This is a genomic window from Paenibacillus aurantiacus (assembly GCF_042431225.1).
GTDB lineage: Bacteria > Bacillota > Bacilli > Paenibacillales > Paenibacillaceae > Paenibacillus_Z > Paenibacillus_Z aurantiacus.
In genome coordinates this window covers 143422-168635 of the sequence record NZ_JBHMDO010000033.1, presented here as the reverse complement: position 1 = coordinate 168635, position 25214 = coordinate 143422, and the positions used below count along the sequence as shown (strand labels likewise).

At 56.1% G+C, this 25214-nt stretch carries 21 protein-coding genes; 18 read left to right on the top strand and 3 right to left on the bottom strand.

The window, feature by feature from the left end:
- Window positions 1-4 precede the first annotated feature (4 nt).
- The 10 genes from ACFFSY_RS19690 to ACFFSY_RS19645 all read left to right on the top strand — a co-directional run bounded on the left by ACFFSY_RS19690 (window position 5) and on the right by ACFFSY_RS19645 (window position 10481).
- Window positions 5-748, top strand: coding sequence for a class I SAM-dependent methyltransferase (locus ACFFSY_RS19690; protein ID WP_377497189.1), 744 nt, complete (start codon window positions 5-7; stop codon window positions 746-748).
- 168 nt (window positions 749-916) lie between these two features.
- Entirely contained in the window at window positions 917-1351 is a 435-nt protein-coding gene (locus ACFFSY_RS19685; protein ID WP_377497187.1) for an SRPBCC family protein, read from the top strand.
- 325 nt (window positions 1352-1676) lie between these two features.
- On the top strand, window positions 1677-2369 hold the full coding sequence (locus tag ACFFSY_RS19680) for a helix-turn-helix domain-containing protein (protein ID WP_377497185.1): 693 nt from the start codon (window positions 1677-1679) through the stop codon (window positions 2367-2369).
- Window positions 2370-2637: 268 nt separating this feature from the next.
- The gene (locus tag ACFFSY_RS19675) at window positions 2638-2778 is read left to right on the top strand and encodes a hypothetical protein (RefSeq protein ID WP_377497183.1); all 141 of its coding nucleotides are present in this window, start codon (window positions 2638-2640) and stop codon (window positions 2776-2778) included.
- Window positions 2775-3260, top strand: coding sequence for a uracil-DNA glycosylase (locus tag ACFFSY_RS19670; RefSeq protein ID WP_377497181.1), 486 nt, complete (start codon window positions 2775-2777; stop codon window positions 3258-3260). Before ACFFSY_RS19675 ends, ACFFSY_RS19670 begins: the two co-directional genes overlap by 4 nt.
- A gap of 199 nt (window positions 3261-3459) precedes the next feature.
- Entirely contained in the window at window positions 3460-5268 is a 1809-nt protein-coding gene (locus ACFFSY_RS19665; RefSeq protein WP_377497179.1) for a cache domain-containing sensor histidine kinase, read from the top strand.
- Window positions 5246-6397, top strand: coding sequence for a response regulator transcription factor (locus ACFFSY_RS19660; protein ID WP_377497177.1), 1152 nt, complete (start codon window positions 5246-5248; stop codon window positions 6395-6397). Before ACFFSY_RS19665 ends, ACFFSY_RS19660 begins: the two co-directional genes overlap by 23 nt.
- Before the next feature lie 445 nt (window positions 6398-6842).
- A complete protein-coding gene (locus ACFFSY_RS19655) occupies window positions 6843-7778 on the top strand; it encodes an ABC transporter permease (RefSeq protein WP_377497175.1) in 936 nt (311 codons plus the stop codon).
- 19 nt (window positions 7779-7797) lie between these two features.
- Window positions 7798-8676 (top strand): carbohydrate ABC transporter permease, encoded by an 879-nt coding sequence (locus ACFFSY_RS19650; RefSeq protein ID WP_377497173.1) that lies wholly within the window; start codon window positions 7798-7800, stop codon window positions 8674-8676.
- A gap of 77 nt (window positions 8677-8753) precedes the next feature.
- Complete coding sequence (locus ACFFSY_RS19645; protein WP_377497171.1) at window positions 8754-10481, top strand: extracellular solute-binding protein; 1728 nt, start codon at window positions 8754-8756, stop codon at window positions 10479-10481.
- A 77-nt stretch (window positions 10482-10558) separates the two neighbouring features.
- Here the strand turns inward: ACFFSY_RS19645 and ACFFSY_RS19640 are convergent, their stop codons facing one another.
- Entirely contained in the window at window positions 10559-10750 is a 192-nt protein-coding gene (locus ACFFSY_RS19640) for a hypothetical protein (protein WP_377497169.1), read from the bottom strand.
- Window positions 10751-11531: 781 nt separating this feature from the next.
- Between ACFFSY_RS19640 and ACFFSY_RS19635 the strand changes: the two genes are divergently transcribed.
- Window positions 11532-12887 (top strand): cytochrome P450, encoded by a 1356-nt coding sequence (locus ACFFSY_RS19635; RefSeq protein WP_377497166.1) that lies wholly within the window; start codon window positions 11532-11534, stop codon window positions 12885-12887.
- 66 nt (window positions 12888-12953) lie between these two features.
- Complete coding sequence (locus tag ACFFSY_RS19630) at window positions 12954-14336, top strand: copper amine oxidase N-terminal domain-containing protein (protein ID WP_377497164.1); 1383 nt, start codon at window positions 12954-12956, stop codon at window positions 14334-14336.
- A 182-nt stretch (window positions 14337-14518) separates the two neighbouring features.
- Here the strand turns inward: ACFFSY_RS19630 and ACFFSY_RS19625 are convergent, their stop codons facing one another.
- Window positions 14519-14959 (bottom strand): hypothetical protein, encoded by a 441-nt coding sequence (locus tag ACFFSY_RS19625; protein ID WP_377497162.1) that lies wholly within the window; start codon window positions 14957-14959, stop codon window positions 14519-14521.
- 537 nt (window positions 14960-15496) lie between these two features.
- On the opposite strand from ACFFSY_RS19625, the gene ACFFSY_RS19620 reads away from it, so the two are divergent.
- Window positions 15497-17272, top strand: coding sequence for a DUF5050 domain-containing protein (locus tag ACFFSY_RS19620; protein WP_377497161.1), 1776 nt, complete (start codon window positions 15497-15499; stop codon window positions 17270-17272).
- A 124-nt stretch (window positions 17273-17396) separates the two neighbouring features.
- Here the strand turns inward: ACFFSY_RS19620 and ACFFSY_RS19615 are convergent, their stop codons facing one another.
- Window positions 17397-18320, bottom strand: a complete 924-nt coding sequence (locus tag ACFFSY_RS19615; protein ID WP_377497159.1) for a helix-turn-helix transcriptional regulator — start codon at window positions 18318-18320, stop codon at window positions 17397-17399.
- Window positions 18321-18598: 278 nt separating this feature from the next.
- On the opposite strand from ACFFSY_RS19615, the gene ACFFSY_RS19610 reads away from it, so the two are divergent.
- The 5 genes from ACFFSY_RS19610 (at window position 18599) to ACFFSY_RS19590 (ending at window position 25145) form a co-directional block, all read left to right on the top strand.
- Entirely contained in the window at window positions 18599-19732 is a 1134-nt protein-coding gene (locus tag ACFFSY_RS19610) for an LLM class flavin-dependent oxidoreductase (protein WP_377497157.1), read from the top strand.
- Window positions 19733-19776: 44 nt separating this feature from the next.
- Complete coding sequence (locus ACFFSY_RS19605) at window positions 19777-21084, top strand: ABC transporter substrate-binding protein (protein ID WP_377497155.1); 1308 nt, start codon at window positions 19777-19779, stop codon at window positions 21082-21084.
- 1 nt (window position 21085) lies between these two features.
- A complete protein-coding gene (locus ACFFSY_RS19600; protein ID WP_377497153.1) occupies window positions 21086-21958 on the top strand; it encodes a carbohydrate ABC transporter permease in 873 nt (290 codons plus the stop codon).
- Between the two features lie 21 nt (window positions 21959-21979).
- Window positions 21980-22795, top strand: a complete 816-nt coding sequence (locus ACFFSY_RS19595) for a carbohydrate ABC transporter permease (protein ID WP_377497151.1) — start codon at window positions 21980-21982, stop codon at window positions 22793-22795.
- A gap of 223 nt (window positions 22796-23018) precedes the next feature.
- The gene (locus tag ACFFSY_RS19590; protein ID WP_377497150.1) at window positions 23019-25145 is read left to right on the top strand and encodes a methyl-accepting chemotaxis protein; all 2127 of its coding nucleotides are present in this window, start codon (window positions 23019-23021) and stop codon (window positions 25143-25145) included.
- Window positions 25146-25214: the final 69 nt, after the last annotated feature.

The following is a 25214-nucleotide window of genomic DNA, read 5'->3' as shown; positions in this document are numbered from 1 at the left end:
AACATTGAACAATGAGATAAAACTGGACTTCGGCGACACCGGCGAGGGGACGATCCTTGCTTTGCTTCACCCCCGAAAGGGGGAACGAATCCTGGATTTAGGCTGCGGCAACGGGAAGTTAACGTCGGCCATCGCGGCAGCCGGCGCCATAACGCTTGGCATCGACTTCTCGGAAGGACAGATCGAGAAGGCCAAGCTCAACTATCCGCAGCTGCGGTTTCAGACGGCGGATGCTTGCCGATTCAAGGCTGAGGAGCCCTTCGATGCCGTATTCTCCCATGCCGCGATCCATTGGATTCAAGATGCGGATGCCGTTGTTCGCGCCATTGGCGGTGCGCTGCGACCAGGCGGCCGGTTCGTGGCCGAATTCGCCGGAAGCGGCAATGTGGCGGCGTTGACCGGCGCGATCGAACGGGCGCTGACCGCTCATGGCTATTCGCCAAAAGGCAGGATTCCATGGTATTTGCCGACCATCGGCGAATATGCAGGTTTGCTGGAGCACCACGGCTTCCGCGTCACGCTGGCCCAGCATTTCAACCGACTTAGGCCGTTCAACCATCCGGAGGGCATTAAGCGGTGGCTTGAGAGTTTCGACTCGATTTTCTTCCACGATGTCACCCCGTCGGATAAGGCGTCCATCTATCGTTCGATAGAAGCGGATGCGGCGGCCACGCTCCAGATAGAAGGGCAATGGTATAACGACATCAGTCGCTTGCGCGTGGTCGCGATCAAACAGCAATCGGATTGAGAACGCACGCATGGCGTTCACTCGCTAATCGTCGACCTTAAACGAAAATTAGCAAACGAAAAGAAATCTGCTCGTTCCTTGTATGCTATACTATCACTTAGGTAAATAATGGTTGCTGCCGGCATGGCAGCAATCATAGACACTCAACTATCCTAAGGGGGCTATATTATGGGAACTAGCAATCCGGTCACGCTTACGGTCGAAGCGATCGTGAACAAGCCAGTCGCGCATGTATGGAAAGTATGGACGGAGCCGGTGCATATCAAGCAGTGGAACAACGCGTCCGAAGACTGGCATACGCCGATTGCAGAGAACGACCTCAGAGTCGGCGGAACGTTCGTCTCGCGCATGGAAGCGAAGGACGGCAGCTTCGGCTTCGATTTCGGCGGCACGTACGACGAGGTGAGCCTGCACGAGACGATCGCGTATACGATCGGCGACGGCCGCCAAGTAAAGATCAGCTTCGTGCCGGAAGGCGATGCCACCAAGGTGATCGAATCGTTCGAAGCGGAAGGCACGAATCCGACCGACATGCAGCAAGCCGGCTGGCAGGCGATTTTGGACAACTTCAAGAAGTACGCGGAATCCCTTCAAGAGGCTTAAGCGCCATACAAGTCTACAAGCGAATAACCATGTACGATGCTGAGCAGCCAAGCCGCGATTTTCGCGGCTTTTTGCTTTTGAGCGGACAAGCAGCGCGGGGAATTGCATTCCCAACGAGAGGAGAGGGACTTATGACGCAGCAACCTATTCCGCGCAACCGATCCGCCGCCACTTCGCGATCCTCCAACTCGCCGCCTTACATAGCCGAGCTTTCTTTGTCGTCCGCACCGAAAAAATGATACTCATAGTCCGTCGACTTTGCTCGGCAGTCCGGATTATGATGGACATACGGATTTGGAGAACACGTACAGAAGGATGTTGCCCCATGAATATTTTGGAGGATTTCGGCTTGCGGCTGAAGGAGCTTCGGCTGCGCACGAATATGTCGCAGGATATGCTAGCCGCCCGTTCCGGATTGGACCGGACCTATATCGGCGGGGTGGAGCGGGGCGTTCGCAATATTTCGCTCAAGAATATCGAGATTCTCTGCAACACGCTCGATATCGATATTAGTTATTTTTTCGATCATGAACGGTTCTCGCTGCATTCCGCGCATCTGAAGAGCGAGCTGGAACGGCCGATTCAAGACCGGTTCAACTACCGCGTCCTCCCGGCGGACAACCTGATCGCTTGGCAGGTCACGGGGGCGCTGAGACTGGACGAGATCAAGCGAATTGCGGTGGATTTGAAGGCGGAATGCCTGAGGCTTGCGCCCGGCAAAGTCAAGCTGCTGGTCGACAACCGGCGCATGATGATCAACGGACAGCCGATCGCGTTCCAGCATGAAATTACGGACAAATGGGAGGAGCTGCAGCGCTGGTTCCTTCCGCATTGCGAGCAGGTCGTCGTGCTGTGCAATTCCAAGCTGATGCATAACCAAATGAACCGGCTCGCCAATCGAAGCGGCATCATCAAGGTGCAGAAGAGTCTGTTCGCGGAAGGCGAAGCATGGCGGACCGAGGAGCGCGACCCGCTCGCCTGGTTCGAGACGCTCGTTCATCATGGGCCGGTCTCATGATGCCGCTCGTTATTTAAGGAGGTGTTGCACACCTGGGTTATCGTTATCCGGCCCAGGACTCATCACGCTATATTCCCGATGAATGGCTATTGTTCTTACGTTCGGTCGCACTGCTCTTCCTCCCGGTTCAGTATCGTTTGTTCCCCCCGACGAATCGTGACTGCCCCCCCGATCAAAATCCCGCCTCGCACGCCGTCTCCCTTCCCCGGGGGGACGGCGTTTTTGATTTTCGCCGCTTCAGAGGGTTAACGGAAGGCGGTAAGAGGATATGCTGGTTGTTGACGCAGAGGAAGGGATGTGCATTCGGACGTTATGGCGGAACAATTCGAAATACTACCGGAAGAAGCGGCGCCGCACGATATACGGCGGTGCGCGCGTTGCGAACTGGCCGGGCAGCGGACGCGAGTGATATGGGGAGAAGGGAATCCGTCCGCGCCGATCATGCTTATTTTGGACAATCCGGGCGCGCGCGAGGATCGCGAAGGTCAATCTTTCGTCTGCGGGACGCGCGAGACGCTGCAGCGGGGATTGCGGGAAGCGGGAATCGAGACGGCATCGGTATATATCACGTATTTGCTGAAATGCAGACCGATTCGCGCTTACGACAAGCCGGCCGCGCGGGAAGCCTGTTCGCCGCATCTGCATATGCAGAAGGGGGAGAAAAAGCCGCTGATCGCGTTCGGATTCGGGAATGTCGTGGCCGAAGCGCTGCTGCCGGACCGAGAAGGCGCGACGGTCAAGGAACTGCGCGGCAGCTGGCAAGATTGGCAGGGGACGCCGATCGGATTTACGTACCATCCGTTAGCCGTTAGGCGTCGCCCCAATCTCATGCGGATATTCGTGGAAGATCTGGTCGCGCTTCGCGACAGATGGGAATGGATACGAAAGTAACGCGAATCCGTACGTCGTTCGAAAACCGCCTCGTGCGGTTTTTTTTTTTTTTGCACGTTCCATCTCCTCCTAACGCCTTCCGATTCTGCGAAAAAGACTGGTTCTCCCCTGAAAAATGCGCTATTAAGCAGGCTGTCTTCGTCCGAAGGCCCCATGCTAGAATGAGAAGAAAACGCTTACGAAAGGCGCGGAGGACATCATGCGGCCTATACGATTCACGAACGGCATCAGCGTGACGACCAAATTCGTCGCGATTTACGTGTCGATATTGACCTTATCGCTGGTGGTAACCGGCTTCCTGCTGTATGTCCAGGCGACGCGCTCCACGACCCAGCAGGCGCAGATCGTCATGGAACAAAATTTGCTGCAAACCAAATCCAGCATCGAGGAGAAAATCCAGCTTGTAGAGAATCTGTCGCAGATTATCGCGTTCGATACCCGGATCCAAACCTTCCTCGGCAGCGTCTTCATGAACGAGCCGTTCCAGCTGGAGGACTATCGCTCGACGATCTTCCCGATTCTGGAGAACATCATGCGCCAGAATGCCGCGATCCACTCGGCACGGATCTACATGGCGAACGAGACGATCCCGGAGCTGTACGACGGATTTTATCATTTGACCCGAATCTCTGGCGACCCGGAGTATAAAGGTTTCATTGGCGATCGCAAAGCGCAGACCGACTGGGGCGGGCTGCGGGAGGAGAAGACGATGTCCGCCCGGTTCGGCGTGGCGGGCAATGAAGACGTATTCGCGTACGATCGCAAAATGTTCTCCTCCCGCTATGTGAACATGGCCGGTCTGCTGGAGATCGAAGTCAAGCGCGACGTGCTCTTCGAAGCGTTGAAGGAGCCGGTCTCCGAAGGGTTCGGCCGCGTGCTCGCGGCGGACGCGCAAGGGATGATCGTATCGAACTACGAACCGGCGTTGTACAAGAGAAATCTCGCCAGTCTCGGCATCGGAGCGCTTCCGTCCGATCGGAAGTTGAGCGAAATCCGGGAAGTGGGAGGCGAGCGCGCGATCGTCATTTCGCAGCCGATCGAAGGCGTCCCGCTGCGGCTTGTCGGCGTCTATCCGATCCGCTATTTCAACGGCGAGGTCATCTCCTCGATCAAAACGACGGTCCTTATCCTGCTGTTCGCCTTGCTGCTGCTGAGCCTGCTCGTCTATTTCGTGACGACGAAGCTGCTCGCCCGGATGAAGCTGCTGCTGCGCGCGATGAAGAAGGTGAGAGAAGGCTCGCTTGACGTCTCCGTGCCCGTTACGTCGAACGATGAATTCTCGCAGATGGCGATCAGCTTCAATCATATGACCGGACGCATCCACGAGCTGGTGGAGAAGGTATACAAGATCGAGATCATGGAGAAGGAAGCGGAGCTACGGGCATTGGAATCGCAGATTAATCCGCACTTTCTGTACAATACGCTCGCGACGATCTCGTGGGCGGCCCGCAAGGCGGAAGCGCCGGAGATTACGCGGATTTCGAACGCGTTGGCGAAATTTTACCGGCTTGTGCTGAATAAAGGCAGTTCGGAGTCGACGATCGGCGGGGAGATCGAGATGGTAAAGGCGTATTTGCAAATTCAAAAATTCCGCTTCGAAGACCGGTTCGATGTCGTGTACGAGCTGGATGAGCGCACGTTCGCCTGTCCGGCGGCCAAGAACATCGTGCAGCCGCTGGTCGAGAACGCGCTGGCGCACGGGATCGAACCGAAGCGCGCTCATGGCACCTTGATCATCAAGACGGGTTTCGAAGCGGGGGAACCGTTCATTCAAGTAATTGACGACGGCGTCGGCATGAGCGCGGAACGTCTGCAAGCGATTAACGGGGGGACGTTCGAATCAAGCGGAAGCGGCTACGCGATCCGCAATATTCGTCAGCGGCTGTCGGCTTATTATGGGGACCGTCACCGATTCGAGCTGTACAGCCGGCCGGGTGTCGGTACGGTAGTAACGGTTCGAATGCCGCAAGAAGAGGGGGATGGGCATGCTGCGAATGCTGATCGTTGAGGATGAGCGTTGGGAGCGGGAAGGCTTGGCCGAATTCTGGGATTGGAGTATGTTCGGTATAAGTAAGGTGGACACCGCTGTCGACGGAATCGACGGGTTGGAGAAAGCGTTGGCGGTTGAGCCGGACATTATTATCACCGATATACGCATGCCCGGCATGGACGGAATTGAAATGGCGAAGCAGGTACGCGAGCAGCTGCCGGACGTGCGGATCATCGTGCTGACCGGGTACGACGATTTCGGCTTTGCCCGGGAAGCTATCCGCTTCAGCGCATCGGATTATGTGCTGAAGCCGATTGAGGAAGACGAGCTGCGCAAGACGGTCGAGAAGGTCGTTGCGGAATGCAGGCAGCATGCGGGCCAACAAAGTCTGGAACAAGGCCGGTCCGTCCAGTGGGCTTTGTTCTACGGGCTTGACGGCGATGTCGGCGAGGCGGAGGAAGAGGAGGCCAAACGGGCCTTCGCCCCGAGGGCAGCGGACTTCGCGAGATCCTGCCAAGAGGCGGCGCGCGATATTCGGATTCAAGCCGCCGCATGCAGACAGGAGGCAGCTCTGGACCGCGCCGGCGAGCTCTTCGCGATGTTCGAGTCGGAGACTGGCGCAGGAAGGGAACTCACGGTCGCCATCGTGAACGCGCTCCTAACGGAATTATGTCTTCTATTAGGAGAGCACGAGCTGCCGGAGCCGGTTCGGCCTCAACGTCTGCTTGCTTATGCGAGCTTGAAGGAGATCGAAGAAGCCGTTCGTGGCTACATGATCGAATGGATGCGGCAGATGGAAGACAAACGGTTGAACAAAGACGATTTCGTCATCCGTAAGGTCAGCGAGATCGTGGAATCGAGATACGGGTCTACCGAGCTTAGCGTGACGATGCTGGCCGAAGCGGCATTCCTGTCGGCCAATCATCTGGGCGTCGTATTCAAAAAAGCGACGGGGAAAACGGTTCACGAATACATTGCGGAGGTTCGCATGACGAAAGCCGAGGAGCAGCTGCGGCTCAGCAAACGCAAGGTTGCCCAGATCGCGGCCGAGGTCGGAATTCCGAATACGTCATACTTCTGCTCGCTATTCAAGCAGGCGTACGGGATGACGCCTGGAGAATATCAGGAGCTGATGCAGCGGAGATGAGTGAACAATCGAGCGGAGCCGCTCGGAGTTCATGCCGGTAGATGCGCGCATGTCGCAGGTGAAAAGCGGGGCCGGTCGGCATGGCATGCCGACCGGCCCCGCCGTTTCCATCCTGGGCGAGCCGCACTAATACTGTGACATCGACTCCTACACTTGCCTCATCCATTCTCTGGCGAGCAGCCCATGACCGGCAAGAGTTGGGCGGAATCCGTCCCACAGCCAATAGGCTGGCGGCGGCGGCAGGGCAGCTTCCTCATCAGCACGCCAAGCGGCTGTCAAAGCGCTGAAAGGCGCGTATGCCAAAGATCGTGGAATCGTGGCATTCGCGATGGATTTTGGCATATCGGGGGGCGCGGCGGTCTTCTATAATGAGCCTATCACCAATTTGAAAGCGCATTCTTCCTTTAGTGGAAATGCGTGCAGAAAGAAAGGAGCTGGCTATTCGATGCGTTCCCTGCAAGCGGCATCCGGACGTTCGTTCGCCAAACGGTTCTGGCTGCAGCGTTATTTGATGCTCCTGACGCTTCCGGCGGTGGTCTGGATGATCGTCTTCAACTATATCCCGATGTACGGCGTCGTGATTGCGTTCCAGGAGTACACCCCGTTCCAAGGCTTTCTGCACAGTCCGTGGATCGGCCTTGCGAACTTTCGCGAGCTGTTCAATGATCCGACCTTCACGCAATCGCTGACCAACACGTTCAAGATCAGCATCGCGAAGCTGGTATTCGGATTCCCTGCACCGATCATTCTGGCGCTGCTGCTGAACGAGCTCGTCTACAAGCGGTTCAAGCGGATCGTGCAGTCGCTCACGTATTTGCCGCATTTCGTGTCCTGGGTGCTCGTCGTCGGCTTCATGTACACGCTGCTCGATCCGGATACGGGCGTCGTAACCCGCCTTCTCGAAGCACTCGGCATGATCGGTCCGGACACGATGCTCATGGGCGATCCGAAGGCCTTCCTGCCGCTAGTCGTGTTCACGGAGGTGTGGAAGAGCATCGGCTGGAATTCGATTATTTACCTCGCCGCCATTGCGGGCATCGATCCGCAGCTGTACGAGGCGGGCGTCATGGACGGCGCGAACCGGTTCCAGCGGATTTGGCACATTACGCTGCCTGCGCTCAAGCCGACGATCGTCATTCTGCTCATTCTCTCGATCGGCGGCTTGATCAATTCGAATTTCGACCAAATGTACTTGATGCAGAATTCGATGACGCAGGATGCGGCCAACGTCTTATCCGTCTACTCGTACGAAATGGGGCTCGTGCTCGGCCGGTTCTCCTATGGCACGGCGGTTGGCGTCTTCCAATCGGTCGTCGCGTTCATCCTGATGTATGCGGCCAATTACGGGTCACGGAAGCTCACGAAGGAAAGTTTGTTCTAGGAAGGAGGTCGCGTCAATCATGTTCGCGCACAACCGCAGCATCGGGGAGCGAAGCTTCGATTGGCTGAACGCGCTGCTGATGATCGTACTTTGCGTCATCACGCTGTACCCGTTCTACAATATTGTCATTACATCGTTCAACGATCCGACCGATGCGGCGCGCGGGGGAATTACGCTCTGGCCGCGCCAATTCTCGATCGACAATTACAAGATGGTGTTCCAAGACGAGGGGATCATTCGAGCATTCATCGTCACGATTGCCCGGACCGTGATCGGCACGGCGACGGCTGTTCTGTTCACGGCGGCTTTCGCGTTCGGCGTGTCCAAGAACGAGCTGATGGGCCGCAAAGCGTTCCTGCTGATGGCGATCTTCACGATGTATTTCAGCGGTGGCATCATCCCGTATTACTTGCTCATCGCGAAGTATCTGCACCTGAAGGGAAGCTTCCTGGCTTACATCATTCCGAATCTGTTCAGCGTCTTCAATGCCATTATCATGCTGACGTTCTTCAAGGGGCTGCCGAAGGAAATCGAGGAGTCGGCCAAAATCGACGGCGCGAATGAGCTTCGTATATTCTGGCAGCTCGTGCTGCCGGTCTCCAAGCCGGTGCTGGCTACCGTCGCGCTCTATAACGCCGTGTTTCATTGGAATTCGTGGTATGACGCGATGCTGTTCGGCAGCGAGAAGCTCGTGACGCTCCAGCAAATTCTGATGCAGATCATTAGCTCGAACAGCAACGTCAGCCTGGCCGCGAGCAATCTTGGCCTCGGGAGCGTAACGGCTGCATCCCTGAAGCTGGCGACGATGGTCATTACGACAGTGCCGATCGTGCTTACGTATCCGTTCGTGCAGAAATACTTCGTCCAAGGGGTGATGATCGGTTCCGTTAAGGGATAACCGCCGCTGTCGGCGGTTGATCGACCGTTCGCATTGCAGGAGTAAGACAGGGGTAACGAAATGGGGGAGGTAAACACATGATCCGCACACATTGGAAGCAAGCAGCTTGTTTGACCGTCGCGCTCGCCGTCCTCGCGGGCTGCAGCTCGAACACGAATTCGAACACCAACACGAAGGCGAAGACGCCCGAGGTCGCGAATGCCGGGAATAGCGGCGGCAAGGGGGCGACTAACGGGGCTGCCGAAGGGACGACGCAGGAAGCCGGCGCCCCGTCGTGGAAGCAGGATACATCGCCGTTCACGTTCACGCAGTATTTCTACGGCAACTGGGCGTCCAATTATCTCTGGAAAGACCAGTTCGCGATGAAGCTGGTGACGGAGAAGACAGGCGTCACGATCGACCGCAAGCTGGCCACGGGCAGCGACGACGATTATCTCAACACGATGATTGCCTCCGGCGATCTGCCGGACACGATCATGCTGGATTGGAACAACCCGGCAGTATCGAAGCTGATCAAGAACGGCATGGTCTATTCCATCGACGAGTTGATCGAGAAATACGCGCCGGATTTGAAGGGAATGCTCGATCAGGAAATGGTCAAATACCATTCGGTCGACGGGAAGCTGTGGTACCTGCCCAACTACTTCGAGACGAAGGACCGGCTGACGAGCGGCGTGCCGATTACGCCGATTCGCCCGTGGTTCATTCGCAAAGACATCTATGAGGCGATCGGCAGTCCGAAGATCGAGACGACCGACGATCTGCTCGCCGCGCTCAAGCAAGCCAAGGCGAAGTTCCCGGACGTCAGCCCGGTCGGCGTCGAGTTCTTCGACGTGGCGAAGAACGGCTTCGAGGGCAGCTTGTCCATGGACTACCTGATCTACTCGTTCGCCCCGCAGCTGCTGGAGGAGCGGATCAAGGACGACGCCAAAATCGTCGAATATCCGATGCGCAACAAAGGCTTCATCGACGCGTTCCGGTACTTGAATACGCTTAGCCGCGAGGGACTGTTCGATCCGCAGCTGCTCATCTACAAGCAGGAGCAGTACGAGGAGAAGCTGTACGGGGCGCAATACGCGGTGGCGTCGCAATTCATGGATGGCATGTACACCCGCTACAATCCGAAGATCGAGAGCACGCTCGGCGCGAATCGGAAGTATACCATTCTGGACGGCATAAAGGCGAACGGCCAGTCGCCGCGCTATCCGGCGTCCCGTCTGATGGGCTGGCAGGGCTTCTTCATAACGAAGAAAGCCAAAAATCCCGAGCGTATCATCCGATTCGCCGAATACGCGTGGTCGGATGAAGGACAGCTCGATTTCTTGTACGGCAAAGAAGGCGAGACCTATGAGATGGTCGACGGGCTGCCGCAATACAAGCCGGAAGTGCGAGATCTGATGCTGAAGGATAACAATGCTTGGTATGCCAAATACGGCTTGACCGCTTCCACGCTGCTGTGGCGTTCCGGGACGACGATTGATGCCGCGGCTACGCGGGATTTCAAGAAGGACCAGCCGGAGCAATTCGAAGCGAAGAAGCTGCTGGAGAAATTCAACTTCGACGTCTACCCGCTTGGTATGGAGAACCTCGAGCCGGAAGGTTCGACCTCTGAAGGCGTCATTAACGTGAAGGTGAAGGATCTGTGGAACAAGACGATTCCGAAGCTCGTACTGGCGAAGTCGGACGAGGAGTTCAATAGCGTCTATGATGACTTCATTGCCCAGATGGATAAAGTCGGCGCGGCGAATGTCGAGAAGGTTATGTATGAGCGGCATTTGGAGGATTTGAAGAAGAAAGGCCTATAATCGTAACGAAACAACAAAGCCCGTCTCTTCTCGCTCGTGAGCGAAGAGGCGGGCTTATTCGTTGTATGCCACCTGCTTTATACGTTGTCGTGATCGGGAATCGATGGACGCTGGCTCTCGGGGACGTTTGGCGGGTCCGCGATTTGAAAGCCCGTTTTCGAGGCGAATACCTTCTTAGTCGAATCAGCGTTGTTCTGATCGTCGGGAGCGACTATCGCGCGAATTCTGAGCTTTGCCGCGCCGCGTGCGATTTTGGGTTCTTGCGTCATGATCGGTGTGCCTCCTTCGGAATCGTTACGGCGATCGTTCATATACAAGTATAGAGCTTGCGCGTGCGATCGCGTCAACTTTTTCGACTCCAAAAGTCAATCGAATGCGTTCATCAAGCTGATGGCAACTGCTACAATCGCAGGGTACTGGATACGAACAAAACGCAATGCAAGGAGGCGACCTGCGCATATGACGATGACCTACGTCACCGAGGCGCACTTGTATTATCCCGATTATCGTCATCTGACGGCCGTAAGCGACGACAGTCCTTTCGAGGAGGGAAGGGACTACTCGAGGAAGCCACGGTGAAGACCGTGCTCGATGCGCTGCATATTTCCGAGGAGGAGGAGGCGGAGGAGTTCGCCGTTGATCAAGCGGATATCGAACGCTTCCGGGAGCAACCGCTTTACTTGATGTTGAAGTAAGCTTAAGCACATTGATTGGATAGACTCGCTTGATCGTCAGACAAACCGCGTACATCGCGATCGATTCGCCGCCGTATGCTGAAATTCGGGCTTGGACTTGGCCTCCCGCTCAATCTACTGCTGTTCGTGCCAGGCGCCTGTTCGATTTTCCGCTTCGATATCGATCGTCTTTTATGGATGGCATCTAGATCAGGCCGCATTCGTGCGGCTCTTTTTTTGTTTTGGCGCACCAAATGATACTTATCGTCCGTCGACCCCGGCCATCTCCTTGATTAATATGTTCACATGGATGAAACGACACGGCTGAATTCGGTAGCACCGTGAACATAAGCGCCCAAGAATAGAGGAGATAAACATGAACACCGTACGAGAGCATTTCGTGCCTCAAGGTCCCAAAGGCTCCTTGCTGGCCGGCAATTTGATGGCATACCGGAAAGACCCGCTGCAATTCTTGATCGATCTGCAGCAGAATTACGGCGGAGTGGCCAAAATTAGGCTGGGTCCGCAAAGCATGTACGTGATTTATGATCCGGATTTGCTTAAAGAACTGCTAATTGCGAAGCAGGAGCATTTCGTGAAGCTCAAGGCTTTTCAGGAAGCGAGGCTATTCGTCGGCGACGGCGTGGCGACGAGCACGGGCGAGAAGCACAAGCGCGTGCGGCGGTTAATACAGCCCCACTTTACACGAGCGCATATCCAAACCTATGCGGGACAAATGGCGGACATCGTCGAACGCGAGCTGGATCGCTGGGCGCCTGGGCAGCGTAGGAGCTTGACTGACGATATCTCGAACATCACGTTCGCGATCATCGCCAAGACGCTCTTCAGCTTAGATGGCGACGAATATGCTCGGGCGATCCGCGAGCCGTACGAGACCATTAACCGGATGTGCGCGGAACGGATGCGGCAGCTTGCGGCGATGCCGCTGTTCGTGCCGACCGCCAAGAACCGGGCCTACAAGGCGGCGCTCCAATCGCTGGACCAATCGGTCTACGCGATCTTGCAAGAACGCAAGCGGAATCCGGAACTTGGCGCAGGCGATCTACTGTCTGTGCTAATCGAGGCCAAAGACGAGAACGGACACGGCATGACGGATCAGGAGCTGCGCGACGAGCTGATGATCATGTTCATCGCCGGACATGAGACGTCGGCCAACGCGCTGTCATGGGCGTTCTCCTTTATTCTGCGGCAGCCCGAAGTCGAACGGAAGCTGCACGAGGAGTGGGACCGGGTGCTGCAGGGGGCTCGGCCGACCGCAGAGACCTACATGCAGCTCACGTATACGCAGAACGTCATCTGGGAAGCGATGCGGCTTCGCGCGCCGTCGTTCTTCACCGGACGATCGGCCATCCGCGACGTGGAGCTTGGACCGCTGCGCGTGAAGAAAGGCCAGTCCGTGCTGTTCAGCCCCTTTGCCATCCATCAGAATCCAACGTATTTTCCCGACCCGCAATCCTTCCTCCCGGAACGATTCGAGCACGATCTGCTCAAGCGTATCCCGCAGTTCGCCTACATGCCGTTCGGCGGCGGTCCAAGGGGCTGCATCGGCAACCATTTCGCGATGCTCGAGATGGTCATCGCCTTGACCATGATCGGTCAGCGTTACAGGCTCCGGCTGGCGCCCGGGCATCCGCCGACCGAGATGGAACCGCTCATGACGCTCAGACCAAAGAATGGCCTCGACATCGTAGTGGAGAGCGCGAACGGGTAATGCCTTTTTACGGCTATGGCAAGCATTTCGAATATGTGCAGGCAGACATTAGAGGAGGAGCAAGATATGAAGGGTTTACGCAGAACGCTAACGACGGCCGCCATCGGCGCTATGGCCGTGAACAGTCTGATGATCGGAGGGGCCGCGTTCGGAGCGGATGTCGTCCCGTCGTCGCTGCAGGTGAAGGAATTCCGCTATCTGGACAAGGAGCTGGACCGCATCTCGCTGGAGAAGACGGGCGAGCCTGACGGCACGCGCGATGGTCACCTAAGCCTGCTGATTGATGCCGGCGAAGGTGCGGAGATCAAATCCATCGTCATGAAGACGGCGGATAGCAAAGGCGTCGATACTGGCCATGGCATCTGGACGACGTGGAAGGAGCCGAGCGACATCGGCAAATACCTGCTCGCCGTCGAGCATGACGGCAAGACAATTAACACCACGTTCAAACAAACGCTCGGACAGTTCAAAGGGATCAATCAATTCGACCTGTACGCCTCCGACAATAACAGCATGAAAGATGGCGAGTACTACTACTTAGAGATTACGACAAGCGCGGGCGTCATTAAGTCGGACGTAAGGCCTTATGTCAACGCTGAGACCTCCTATGCGCCGGTGCTCATTCGCGAATTCGCTTGGGCGGACCTAACGCAGGACAAGATCGGCAGCGCCGCGTTCGGCGAGGACGGCAGTCCAGACGGCCACTTCAAGCTTAAGCTGGCGTTCGCGCAGAAGACCAAAGTGCTCTCCGTTATTCTTCGTCCGACCGACAAGGACGGCAAGGAAGTATCAGCCGGCATCTGGCGTACGAATCGCGCAGGCGTAGGTTGGCTGCTCGGGCTTGTGCAAGGCAATAAGATCATCAACCCTGAATTCAACAAGGACGTTACGGCGCCGGTCGGTTCCTTCCGCGGCAGCGTAGCCTTGGATCTCTATGCGAACAATAACGGTTCGATCAAGAACGGGCAGCATTATGTCATTGAAGTCGAGACGCAATTCGGCACCGTCATCTCGCAGCCGGTGGAGTTCGGGAACAAAGATTCCATCCATAGAGACAGTACCGTGTTCCCGTTCAAGACGATCTCCCTGAAGCTGAACGCGAAGGAAGCGGCCGTGGACGAGAAAAGCGCGAAGCTCGACGTCGCGCCATTCTCGCTGGACGGCCGCACGATGGTTCCGCTTCGCTTCATTAGCGAGGCGTTCGGAGCGAAAGTGGATTGGAACAAGAAGGTTGGCAAAGTGACGATCGCCAAAGACGACAGCAAGATCGAGTTGACGATTAACAAGAAGCAAGCCTTCGCGAACGGGGCAGTCGTCCAGCTCGACTCGCCGGCGATCACGCGCAACAACGTCACGCTCGTGCCCGTCCGATTCGTCAGCGAGTCGCTGAAGATGAAGGTATTCTTTGATGAGGGCGAGATTTTCATTACGGATGCGAAGGAACAGTAGCTGTTACGCGCGGATGGGTAACGATTCACTATACAGCAAGGGTCTCGGCAGCCAATGCCGAGACCCTATTTATATTATCATGCCATAAATAATCGGGCTTCGATGTCCTGCTCGGGAAGGCGAGTCCTATTAGGGATGATCCGCTTTCCAGTGACCTCATGATCTGCCTTCGCATCGAATCCTTACTGGTTATCGATCCAGAGCGAATAAAAAGGCGTGCCGCTCAGCCCTCCCCCGGAAGTAACGAGAACATAATACTGTTTGCCTGCAACCGCGGGGAATTGAAGGCTATGATAAACGCCGGCACCGTTCGAAACTTTCAGAGTTGCGATAGGACCGGTCCCGGAATTCGGGTTATCGAACACGAGAACCTGATAGGATTGATTGTCGTTAGGAGCGAAATGCACGCTCTGGGTTGCCGTCTTGGCCGTGTAAAAACGATACCAATCATAGTCATTCGCCCATAAGTATCCGCCAAAGATCTGGCCCTGCGATTTGGTATAGGCTGTCCCCGGCGTATCATTCATCGGATTTTCGTAAGGATCAGCAGCATAGATAGCGCTTCCAAAAGCGGACATCAACAGTGTCGCGGACAGGGCGACTTTCAAAGACAGTTTCATCATGAATCCCTCCTTCATTTGTAAGATGCCGTTGCGGCATCCTTATACCAAACTGTATCAGTAAAACACCAAATTTTACATATCTCTAAATAACCAAATTTGAATTCGGAGAGAAAATTGTTTGGTTAGAACGAACTATTTTAACAAATGTTTAATTGAATAATTCGATGCTGCCTACTCAGAGTTTTCTTGAATGCATTTGATGTTGACTTGCCACAAAGTAAAGGAAAAATCCATCATTATCAGCTCAGAGTAACCGTTATTTGTCATGAAAAATTAGCGGTACATTAGGTGGATTGTTATCAAGTCAACTTCATCTTACGTCTCATCACCAATGGAACATCTTGACTGTTTGGTTCCTGCCGATCGTCGTAATCGTCCCATTGCTTACTTGTCTCGCCAATACGTCCAAATGAAATCTGAATCGGCTGCACGAGCTGGCGACTTTTTATCTAGATTATGGGAACCTTTCCTTTGGTTGTAACGTCCAATAGGTAGCTCGCCATGTCAATCCACTACGTTACAAAAGGAGAGTGCTTCATGCGAAAGTTAAGCTTAGCATTGCTGCTCGGCATTAGCGTGACTGCCAGCGCGCTGCAAGTCACGCCTGCAAATGCAGCATCGGTGCCGTCGTTGCCAGAGGTATTCGATCAATCGGTCATCATACCATTCGACTTTCAGAATAAGGCGTTCATGAACGGCAAGAAAGTCGATCTCTACGATTCGGGTTATCGTATCGCGCAGCGGAATGGTCAAGTGCTCGTGCCGATCCGCCTCTTGGAGACGCTAACGTCGCAGAGTGCGGAGGACGGCAGGTGGGAGACGATCTGGCAAGCCAAACAACCGAACGTCGTCACCGTACGCAACTCGCAATTAAAGCGCACAGTCGTCTTCACGGTGAACAGCAAAACGATGACGGTGAACGGAGAATCGCGCGATATCCAGGTCGCGCCGCAGGAAGTGGACGGCCGCATTATGCTGCCCTTGCGAACCGCGGCGGAAGCGTTCGGCCAACGCATCGATTGGCTGAACGGGCTTATCGTCATCGGCAAGAAGCCTTTCGATACGCAAAGTCAACAGACGATAGCGGTCAGGGACAGCATCAAGCGGATATTGACCGATTCACGCAAACCGGTTCATGTCGATCGTCAAATTACGCCGCTTGCCGCAAATGGCGATGCGCTCTTCTATTTCCGTTACGATTACGCGGCCTCGCCGCTTGTTGAGAAGCTGTACCGTAAGACCGGCGACGGGAAAGAAAAGCAGGTAAAGCTCGGCGGTAGTCCCGTTCTGAGCAGCGCGAAAGCGATCGACGGCGAGCTGTACTTCGTCCGGGAAATCGAGAGCCGCGTCGAATTGGCTGCCTACCACCTGAAGAACGGTACCGTCCGGCAAGTCGCCAAAATCACGGATTGGAAGCCAGCGGATGGCTGGGTGACGGGGATCAAGCAATTGGACGGGGAACTATATGTCGTGCTCCATGTCGGCGATCTTACGATGGGCAGCGAATCCTTATATAAGGTCGAGGGGGGTTCGTTGAAGAAAGCGTCCTCCGCCAAAAGCTACATCAGCTACGTGAAGTCCGGTAACTACCTCTACATGACGGATTTCACCCCAATGTTCAGCGCAGCAGACAACTTGTATCGGGTCGACCTTGCCAAAGGAACATCTTCGAAGCTCGGCGTACCGGGATTCGCTTACGGGATCAATCGGACGGTCACGGAAGGAGGCGGCGTCGGCTTGTCGGGCGTGGATGCTTTATACGTAAAGGACGGCTACCTGTATACGCTCGGCTATAATAATGAAGCTGCGAACGACGAAAGCGCCGTCTATCGCATCAACCCCGCCGACAATACGCAGGCGCGCGTCACCCCGCCGACGCACCGCTTCTGGCTGCAGGGCGACCGGATCCTATACTTGGACGCGGCTACCGGTTACCTGGAAAGCGTCAAGCTTGACGGTACCGACAAGCAGACGCTTGTTAAGCGAAGGGCGCAGAATGTATCGATTCAAGGCAGCGAGGTCTACTTTACCGACAATGCGGATAACGACGTGTTCGGCGTCGGCGTCTTGTACCGCTATAGCTTAACGGATCAGAAAGAGACGAGGTTGAGCGAACTATCCGTCGTATCGTATAACGCTGGCAAGACCGGCATTTATTATTGGTCGCAAGGCTATGAGCCCGGCATCTACCGCGTCGAGCCGGACGGCCGGAATACGAGACTCGTATCGGACAGCGTAGAGTCGGTCGTGCCGACCGAGCAAGGACTCCTATATACGCTTACGTATAAAGACGGCGTATTCGCGGTGAAGTAACCTCAGAGAGCATCGGCTGTATGCTGCGGTGGTCACCGTTTGTTAACACGTGCAGAACAGGCCTTTGCGAATCACGCAAAGGCCTGTTTGTCATGAACAACAGAATTGAAATTTGTTGGATAAGTCATAATCGCGCCGTATTCGCTGTAGAATGCTGTTCCTCCGCGCTTCCTTGACCGGCTGCAGCGGAAGCGGCGGCCCGGTGACGATACGCTTTAGGCGATTCCCCCGTATGCTTCTTGAACGCCTTCGAGAACGTGAAGAGGTCCGGGTAGCCGACGGAACGGGCAATCTCCGCGACCGTATAATCGGTCTGCTCCAGCAGCAGGCGGGCTTCATTCATGCGCAATTGCAGCAAATACTGCATGGGCGGCATGCCGTAAGCTTGGCGGAACGTCTTCGTGAAATGGGAACGCTCGACGCCGACCGCGGCCGACACGCTCTCGATCGCGATATCTTCGGCGTAGTGAATGTCGAGATATGCCCGGCCTTTCTGCAGCCAGGAATCCTGGCCGGCGGACGCGCGGTACGAAGGGGACTTCGTAGATAAGGCATCGAAGACCCGCAGAAACAAACTTAGGCGCAGCAGGTCCGAGCCTCCGCCGGATTCGGCGGCCAGCCGGCGCAGCTCCCCGGTAAGCTCGGCCGCTTCGGGCGTCGCGCCTCCGCTCGCGTGCGGTCGCTGAGGCGTCAGTCCGGCACGGGCGAGCAGGGCGAGCGCGCCTTTGCCTTCGAAGGCGAAGAACAGCTTGCGCAGCGGCCGCTGGGGATTCGTCCAATATTCGTGCGTCACCTGCGGGAACAAACAGAATAGATCGCCGGCCGCGAGCGAGTACGCGCCGCCGCTCTGACGGAATTCGCCCTCGCCCTCGAGCACGAAGATCAAATAATAATAGGGGGATATGCGCGGCCCGATGCGATAGTGGGGCTTGGCAATATTGGTGCCGACCCGGATCGGCCAGGCGGCGCCGGCTTTCTCGAACTCCGTCGGCGTCAGGAAATGAATGTCCAGCCATTCGTGATGATCCTCTCGCATCCCTTCGTACATAGTCGGGCGCCTCCCTTCTTTTTGCAATCCAGCTTAACGTATGATGGACTGAATTAGCAAGCCTTACCATATTATCCGCACACAAAATGACAAATGAAACAAACCACGAAATGACATTGCCTGCCCCAATGCCCGCCTGTTATGATCAATTACGTCAACTAAACCAACTAAACAACTCGGATTATTGTCATCGACCAGACGACTGGAGATGCGACAGTGGGCGCGAGCTTTCATTGTCGTTTTTTTTGTGCCTAAAGGACAGATGAGGAGAATGGGAAATGAGCGAAAGAAAGATTGAGTTCGGATGGTTTATCCCGACGACGGGAGATGGTCCATACATCGGAGTGCCGCCCGAGCGGGAATCGACGATGGAATATATGGTTGAAGTCGCGCAGGCTGCGGAACGAGCCGGCTATAGCTTCGCCTTGATTCCTACGGGCGGCGACTGCCTGGACGCCTGGGTTGTGGGATCGTGGATTGCTGGCCATACGCGCACGTTGAAGCCGCTCGTGGCGATGCGTCCCGGCTTGATGGCGCCGGTGATCGCGGCCCGCATGGCTTCGACGCTGGATCGCGTGTCGCAAGGACGGGCGCTGGTTAACGTGGTGACCGGCCATTATCCCGCCGATCTTAAGGCAAGCGGTGACTCGCTGCACGAGAACCATGACGAGCGTTATGCGCGAACACGGGAATTCCTCGATGTGGTGAAGGGCGTCTGGCAGGACGCTGCCGCGCCGAAACCGGAAGGGTTTCATTATAAAGGCCGCTACTACGAGATCGATGGCGGACGCTGCTTGCCGGCTCCGGTGCAGCAGCCGGGCCCGCCGCTCTACTTCGGCGGCAGTTCGCCGGCAGGCAAGCGGGCTGCGGCGGAGACGGCGGACGTCTACTTGATGTGGACGGAGCCGCTCGATTGGATCAAAGGACAACTCGCGGAGATGGAAGCGCTGCTGGATGAGCAAAGCGCCGCGTCTGGCGTCCGAAGACAGCTGCGTTACGGCATTCGCGCGCAGTTGGTCATCCGCGAGACGGAAGAGGAGGCCTGGGCGGCCGCCTGGCATATTCTCAGCAAGGCCGACCAGGAGCTGGTCGCCGCTCGCGAGAAGCTGCACGCTCGGACCGATGCCGTGAACCAGAAGCGCCAAATGGAGCTGTTCGAAGCTTCGCGGGAACAAGACTTCGTCATCGGACCGAATCTATGGTCGGGTTTGTCGGCCATCCGAGGCGGCGGCGCTGTGGCGTTCGTCGGAACGCCGCAGCAAGTTAGCGAGCGTATTCTGGAATTTATCGACGCGGGCGTCGGTTCTTTCATACTCTCGGGTTACCCGCATCTTGAAGAGGCCGAAAGAACCGGCCGGCTGCTGCTTCCACTTCTAAAAGAAAAGCTGAAGGCAAGAGGAATCGACATCTAAATGAACGATCGATCGCATTCAATCTACTCAGGGGGACTTGTACAATGAACAAACAACGAAATCGAAGCATTCCGCTCTTCGTCATGACGTCTGCCATGCTGTTCCTGGCCGCATGCGGCAACGGCGGCGCGAATGGCGCCGAGACCGCGAATTCGAACTCGCCGGCCGCGAACGCCGGATCTTCAAGGGAAAGCGCGGATACGGTGACCATTAGCTTCCTGCACTGGCGGGGCGAGGATAACGCGGCGTTCGAGGCGATCATCGATAAATTCGAAGCGTCTCATCCCGGCGTGCAGGTCGAGATGCAAGTATTGCCATCCGATCAATACCAGCAGACCGCGCAGGAGAAGCTGCGTGACGGCGCAACCGGCGACGTATTCGCCTCCTTCCCGGGGGCGCAATTCGAAGCGGTCGCCAAGGCGGGGCTGTACGCCGACCTGACTGGCGCCGCTTGGCTCGCGAATTTCATGCCAATGTTGATCGAGGCGGGTCAAAAGGACGGCAAGCAGTTGGCCGTACCATACCAGCTCGTGTATAACATGCCGATCTACAACGTGAAGCTGTTCGAGAAATATGGTCTGACGCCGCCCAAAGACTGGGACGGATTCCTCGCCGTGGCGGAGAAGCTGAAACAGGAGGGGCTTGTGCCGATCGCGTTCCCGGGCGCGGATATCGGCCCGGGTCAATTCATGAACACGATGGTCATGAATAACGCGCCGGATCCGGATATATTCCGCAAGGTCGAAGCCGGAGAAGCGAAGGTCACGGAAGACTGGTGGGTCAAGACGCTGACGCAAATCAAAGAACTGAACGACAAGGGCTACTTCCAGCAAGACGCCCTTGGCACGAAGGACCAAGGCGCCGGCGCGCTGTTCGCCCAAGAGAAAGCGGCAATTCTGGCCACGGGCTCGTACCAGCTGGCACAGAATAAGAAGAATAACCCGGATCTCGTCCAAGGGTTGCTTGCGCCGATTACCGTTCCGGCCGATCAAGCCGTGTTCGAGGGCATTCATACGACGACGTTCATGCTTGGCGTGAACAGCGCATCCAAGCATCCGGAAGAGGCGAAGGCATTCGTCGAATATTTGAGCGGCAAAGATATCGCGGGCGAATATGCGAACGCCACGGGACAGAATGTGACCGTCAAGGACGTCGCCTACAAATCGGAGGAGCTCAAGGCAGTCGCGGAATGGACGAACAGGAAAACCCGCTTCCAGCCGCGATTCACGTTGACCAACGCCGAGAATCAGAAGGCGGTCGTCAGCTCGATCCAAGCGGTCTTGGGCGGCACGGATCCGAAGAAGGCGGCCGAAGACGCGCAGGCGATCATCGACCAGCAGCTGGGCAAATAGCATGAGGGCCGGGAAGCGAATCGCACTCTTCTTCGTCCCGGGAACTACGTTGTATGCGACGCTGTTCCTGTACCCGACGATCACCGGCTTCTATTATTCCTTGACGAATTGGGACGGCATCTCGCCGTCCTATGATTTCGTCGGCCTGGCCAATTATCGGGAGCTGACGGAGCATATCGTCTTCCGCAAGGCGCTCGTCAACAACGTCAAGTTCATGCTGTTCGTGGTGCTCGTCCAGACGGCGCTCTCGCTGCTGCTCGCCTTGCGCCTTACGCGCAATTCGAAGCGGAACGTCGCGCTGCGGGCGCTGTATTTCGTTCCGGCGGTGCTCTCCTCGGTATCGGTGGCGCTCATCTGGACGTTCATGTTCGATCCGACGCAAGGTCTGGCGAACGGCGTCCTGAACGAGATCGGCTTGGGCGCCTGGACGCAGAACTGGCTCGGCGATACGGGGCTCGCCATCTTCTCGGTAGCCGCCGTGCAAGCATGGGCGCATATCGGGCAGATGGTAATCTTGTTCGTCGCCGGCTTGCAGGCGATTCCGAAGGAGCTTATCGAAGCGGCAAGGCTGGACGGCGCGGGCCCGCTGCAGATCTTCCGGCGCGTCACATGGCCGCTGCTTGCGCCGGCATCGGCGCTCGTCGTCTCGTACACGACGATTCAATCGTTCAAGGCGTTCGATCTGATCTTCACGATGACGGGCGGGGGACCGGTCTATTCGACCGAAATATTATCCACCTTCATCTATAATACAGCCTTCACGAACTACGCGTTCGGTCTGGCATCCGCCGCCTCGGTATTCTTCCTGGCGCTGATAGCCATTATTACGTACATCCAATTCCGCGTCATTCGCGCGGATCGGGTCACTTACTAGAATCCATAAAGAGGTGTTCGCGTGCTGCTGCGTGGGTTAGGGGGCGCGTTGGTCGTCGCATTCGCGCTGATCATCATCGTGCCTCTCATGATTGTATTATTGGCTTCGCTGAAGACGTCGCCGCAATTTATCCAAGATCCGCTTGGACTGCCCGATTCATTCTCGCTGGCCAATTATGCGGCGTTGTTCGCCAAACAGCCGATGTGGACCTACTTCGGCAACAGCGTCTTCGTCACGCTGGCTACCGTCGCAGGCGAGCTGCTCGTCGCGGGTATGGTCGCGTATGGCATTATCCGCACCGGGCGCCGGACTGGCGGTTGGATGTTCGGTCTGTTCGCGGCCGGACTGATGGTGCCTACTCAGGTCAACATGATTCCGATCTATCAGCTGGTGCACCAATTAGGGTGGTCGAACAGCTTGATCGGGCTGTCCCTCGTCACGATCGCCATGCTGCTGCCGCTCTCCGTCTTCATGCTGGGCGGCTTCATGCGGACGCTGCCGGGCGAGCTGTTCGAGGCGGGCGCGATCGACGGGGCGAGCGAGTGGCGTCTACTGACGCGGATCGCGCTGCCGCTGGCCGCGCCGTATTTCGCCGCGACCGCTTGCTTCCTGTTCGTCATCGTATGGAATGACCTGCTCTTCCCGATGCTGCTGCTAACGGGCAAAGATAAGCTGACGCTGCCGCTGGCCATGCTGCAGTTCCGCGGCGAGTTCGTCACGGATTATCCGATGCTGCTGACCGGCGTCGTCGTGGCCTCGATTCCGATTATCGTCGTGTTCGTGCTGCTGCAGCGTTTCTTTATTTCGGGGGCGCTGGCGGGTTCCATGAAAGGATAAAATATAACGATTATAGACAAAATCCATTTCCCTTGCGGGTTCTTCGGGCGGACCAATCGGTCGGCCACGAGAACTTTCAAGGGTTTTTCGCATGCGAGCAGATGTAGTATGGCAGTCGTTTATCGTGCAGGCATTAGTTACCACTCGGCTTTTGCTAACATTAAGATGGCGCGTATCCGAGATTACTATCTAGGAAATGAATTTGACATAGGAGGAAAAAGTCGTGAAGGCTAGAAAATGGATCGCGATTTTGCTAATGCCGGCAACGCGATTGCTTAATGCGTTGAAATATACGCAAAAATTCGTGTTAATCGGATTGATTATTTTGCTTTCTCTATCGACGTTCGGCTATTTGCTGCTGAGCGAAATGCAGTCCGAAGTTCAAGATGCGAAGGACCGCTCGAACGGTCTTCTGTATATTCAAGACGTAGCGGGTTACTTGAAAGGCGTTCAACAGCATCGGGCGCTGGCCGCCAAGATGATCAGCGGGGATGCTGCAGCCGAATCGCAGTTGTCTGCCAAACAAGCGGAAGTCGAAGCGTATATGAAGACGATCGAAGCCGACTCGTCTGATTATGCCGCGGGTTTGTACAAACCGGAGGAGCTCGAGAAATTAAATACGGAATGGACGGAAATCAAAGAAGGCGTGAAGCGCTTTACAGCGCCGCAGAGCTATGAGAAGCACGTCACATTGATTAATGATATTCAGAATTTCATTACCAATGCCGCGGATGCGTCCAAGTTAACGCTTGCCACGAAACTCAATATGTTCTACATGGTCGATAATGTCGTGAACATTATCCCGCAGCTGTCGGAGAACATCGGACAGGCGCGCGGCATCGGGCTCGCTGCTGCCACCCGCGGCTCGTTCGCCCAGGGGGAGAAGGAGAAGTTATTTCCATTGGTAGGGACGATTCGGGCAACGCTCCAGAATTTGAACGGAAACTTGGAGAAATCGGGGATTAACACGGACAATCATGCGCAGCTGCAGAGCACGGTAGACGCATTGAATACCCAGGTGGAGCAATTCTTAAACCGATTGGATGAGAGTATGCTCAAGAGCGACGAGATCACGATTTCGTCGGATGAGTATTTGAAGATTACGACCGCTTCCATCGATGCGGCGTTCAACCTGCTGGACGGTCAAATTGAGCTGCTGCTGGAACAATTCGATCAACGAACGGAACAATTAAACCGACAAATGCAGCTATACGGCACGATACTCGTCTTGGCGCTGCTTGTGCTTACGTATTTGTTCGTCGCGTTCTCGCAATCGGTCAAACGTTCGGTAGCGAGTCTCGCGCAAGCGGCTTCCGCGATGGCTTCCGGGGATCTTACCGGGCAGCTGCAGCTGGATACAAGGGATGAGCTGTCGATCGTGGCAGGATCCTTCAACCAAATGTCGCAGGCGATGAGATCGATGATTGTTACGACTGCCCAAGTGACGGAACAAGTCACATCGGCCTCCGAGCAGCTGAAGACGGCGGCGGAAGAAACCGTTGCGGCGAGCGCGCAGAACGCGGACGCCATTCAACAGGTCGCTTCCGGCTCGGAAGCCCAGCTGAGCGGCGCGGAAGAAACAGGTCGCGCGATGGAGGAGATGGCGATCGGCATTCAACGCATTGCGGAATATGCATCCGATGTGTCCGAGAATTCCGTCGCGGCTGAGAGGGAAGCGATGACGGGCAGCAGCGCGATCGAGCGGGCGGTTCAACAGATGAACACGATTCACGAATCAAGCCAGCGGACGGCGAAGGTCATCCATTCCTTAGGTGAGCAATCCAAGCAAGTTGAAGCGATCATCGAGGTTATCGGCGGCATTGCTCAGCAAACGAATCTGTTGTCGCTGAATGCTTCAATTGAAGCCGCACGGGCGGGCGAGCACGGCAAAGGCTTTGCGGTCGTGGCCAGCGAAGTGAAGAAGCTGGCCGAGCAGTCACAGCATTCGGCGGGCGAGATCGCGGTCATCATCGCGCAGATTCAGGCGTCCGTACGCGAAGCGGTATCGGCGATGGACGGCGGTTACCGGGAAGTGGAGGCCGGAACGGCGGTCATTCAGGAGACGGGCGTCGTATTCGGACGCATCGCGGAATCGGTTCACCAGGTTGCGGGACAGATTCAGGAGATAACGTCCTCCTCCGAACAGATGTCGGCCGGTACGGAAGAAGTAACGGCATCCATGCACAATATTGTTCAAATCTCGAAGGCGGCTGCCGGCAGAACGCAAGACATGTCGGCCGCTTCCGAAGAACAACTGGCGACAATGGAAGAAATCTCGAAGGCGGCTTCGGATTTGAACGACTTGGCGAGCCAACTTCGTGCGATGGTCAACCAGTTTATCGTGAAATAACCATTATGCCTGAATATCAAATCGGGAAGGAGCTGCCTTTGGGCGGCTTCTTTTTGCGTAAGGCGGATA

Bases quoted from the DNA above. Each gene is read 5' to 3' on its own strand.
- ACFFSY_RS19635 (WP_377497166.1), top strand. From the start codon at position 11,532: ATGAACACCGTACGAGAGCATTTCGTGCCTCAAGGTCCCAAAGGCTCC.
- ACFFSY_RS19665 (WP_377497179.1), top strand. From the start codon at position 3,460: ATGCGGCCTATACGATTCACGAACGGCATCAGCGTGACGACCAAATTC.
- ACFFSY_RS19650 (WP_377497173.1), top strand. From the start codon at position 7,798: ATGTTCGCGCACAACCGCAGCATCGGGGAGCGAAGCTTCGATTGGCTG.
- ACFFSY_RS19625 (WP_377497162.1), bottom strand. From the start codon at position 14,959: ATGATGAAACTGTCTTTGAAAGTCGCCCTGTCCGCGACACTGTTGATG.
- ACFFSY_RS19605 (WP_377497155.1), top strand. From the start codon at position 19,777: ATGAACAAACAACGAAATCGAAGCATTCCGCTCTTCGTCATGACGTCT.
- ACFFSY_RS19610 (WP_377497157.1), top strand. From the start codon at position 18,599: ATGAGCGAAAGAAAGATTGAGTTCGGATGGTTTATCCCGACGACGGGA.
- ACFFSY_RS19630 (WP_377497164.1), top strand. From the start codon at position 12,954: ATGAAGGGTTTACGCAGAACGCTAACGACGGCCGCCATCGGCGCTATG.
- ACFFSY_RS19640 (WP_377497169.1), bottom strand. From the start codon at position 10,750: ATGACGCAAGAACCCAAAATCGCACGCGGCGCGGCAAAGCTCAGAATT.
- ACFFSY_RS19675 (WP_377497183.1), top strand. From the start codon at position 2,638: ATGCTGGTTGTTGACGCAGAGGAAGGGATGTGCATTCGGACGTTATGG.
- ACFFSY_RS19620 (WP_377497161.1), top strand. From the start codon at position 15,497: ATGCGAAAGTTAAGCTTAGCATTGCTGCTCGGCATTAGCGTGACTGCC.
- ACFFSY_RS19655 (WP_377497175.1), top strand. From the start codon at position 6,843: ATGCGTTCCCTGCAAGCGGCATCCGGACGTTCGTTCGCCAAACGGTTC.
- ACFFSY_RS19680 (WP_377497185.1), top strand. From the start codon at position 1,677: ATGAATATTTTGGAGGATTTCGGCTTGCGGCTGAAGGAGCTTCGGCTG.
- ACFFSY_RS19660 (WP_377497177.1), top strand. From the start codon at position 5,246: ATGCTGCGAATGCTGATCGTTGAGGATGAGCGTTGGGAGCGGGAAGGC.
- ACFFSY_RS19685 (WP_377497187.1), top strand. From the start codon at position 917: ATGGGAACTAGCAATCCGGTCACGCTTACGGTCGAAGCGATCGTGAAC.
- ACFFSY_RS19645 (WP_377497171.1), top strand. From the start codon at position 8,754: ATGATCCGCACACATTGGAAGCAAGCAGCTTGTTTGACCGTCGCGCTC.
- ACFFSY_RS19615 (WP_377497159.1), bottom strand. From the start codon at position 18,320: ATGTACGAAGGGATGCGAGAGGATCATCACGAATGGCTGGACATTCAT.
- ACFFSY_RS19600 (WP_377497153.1), top strand. From the start codon at position 21,086: ATGAGGGCCGGGAAGCGAATCGCACTCTTCTTCGTCCCGGGAACTACG.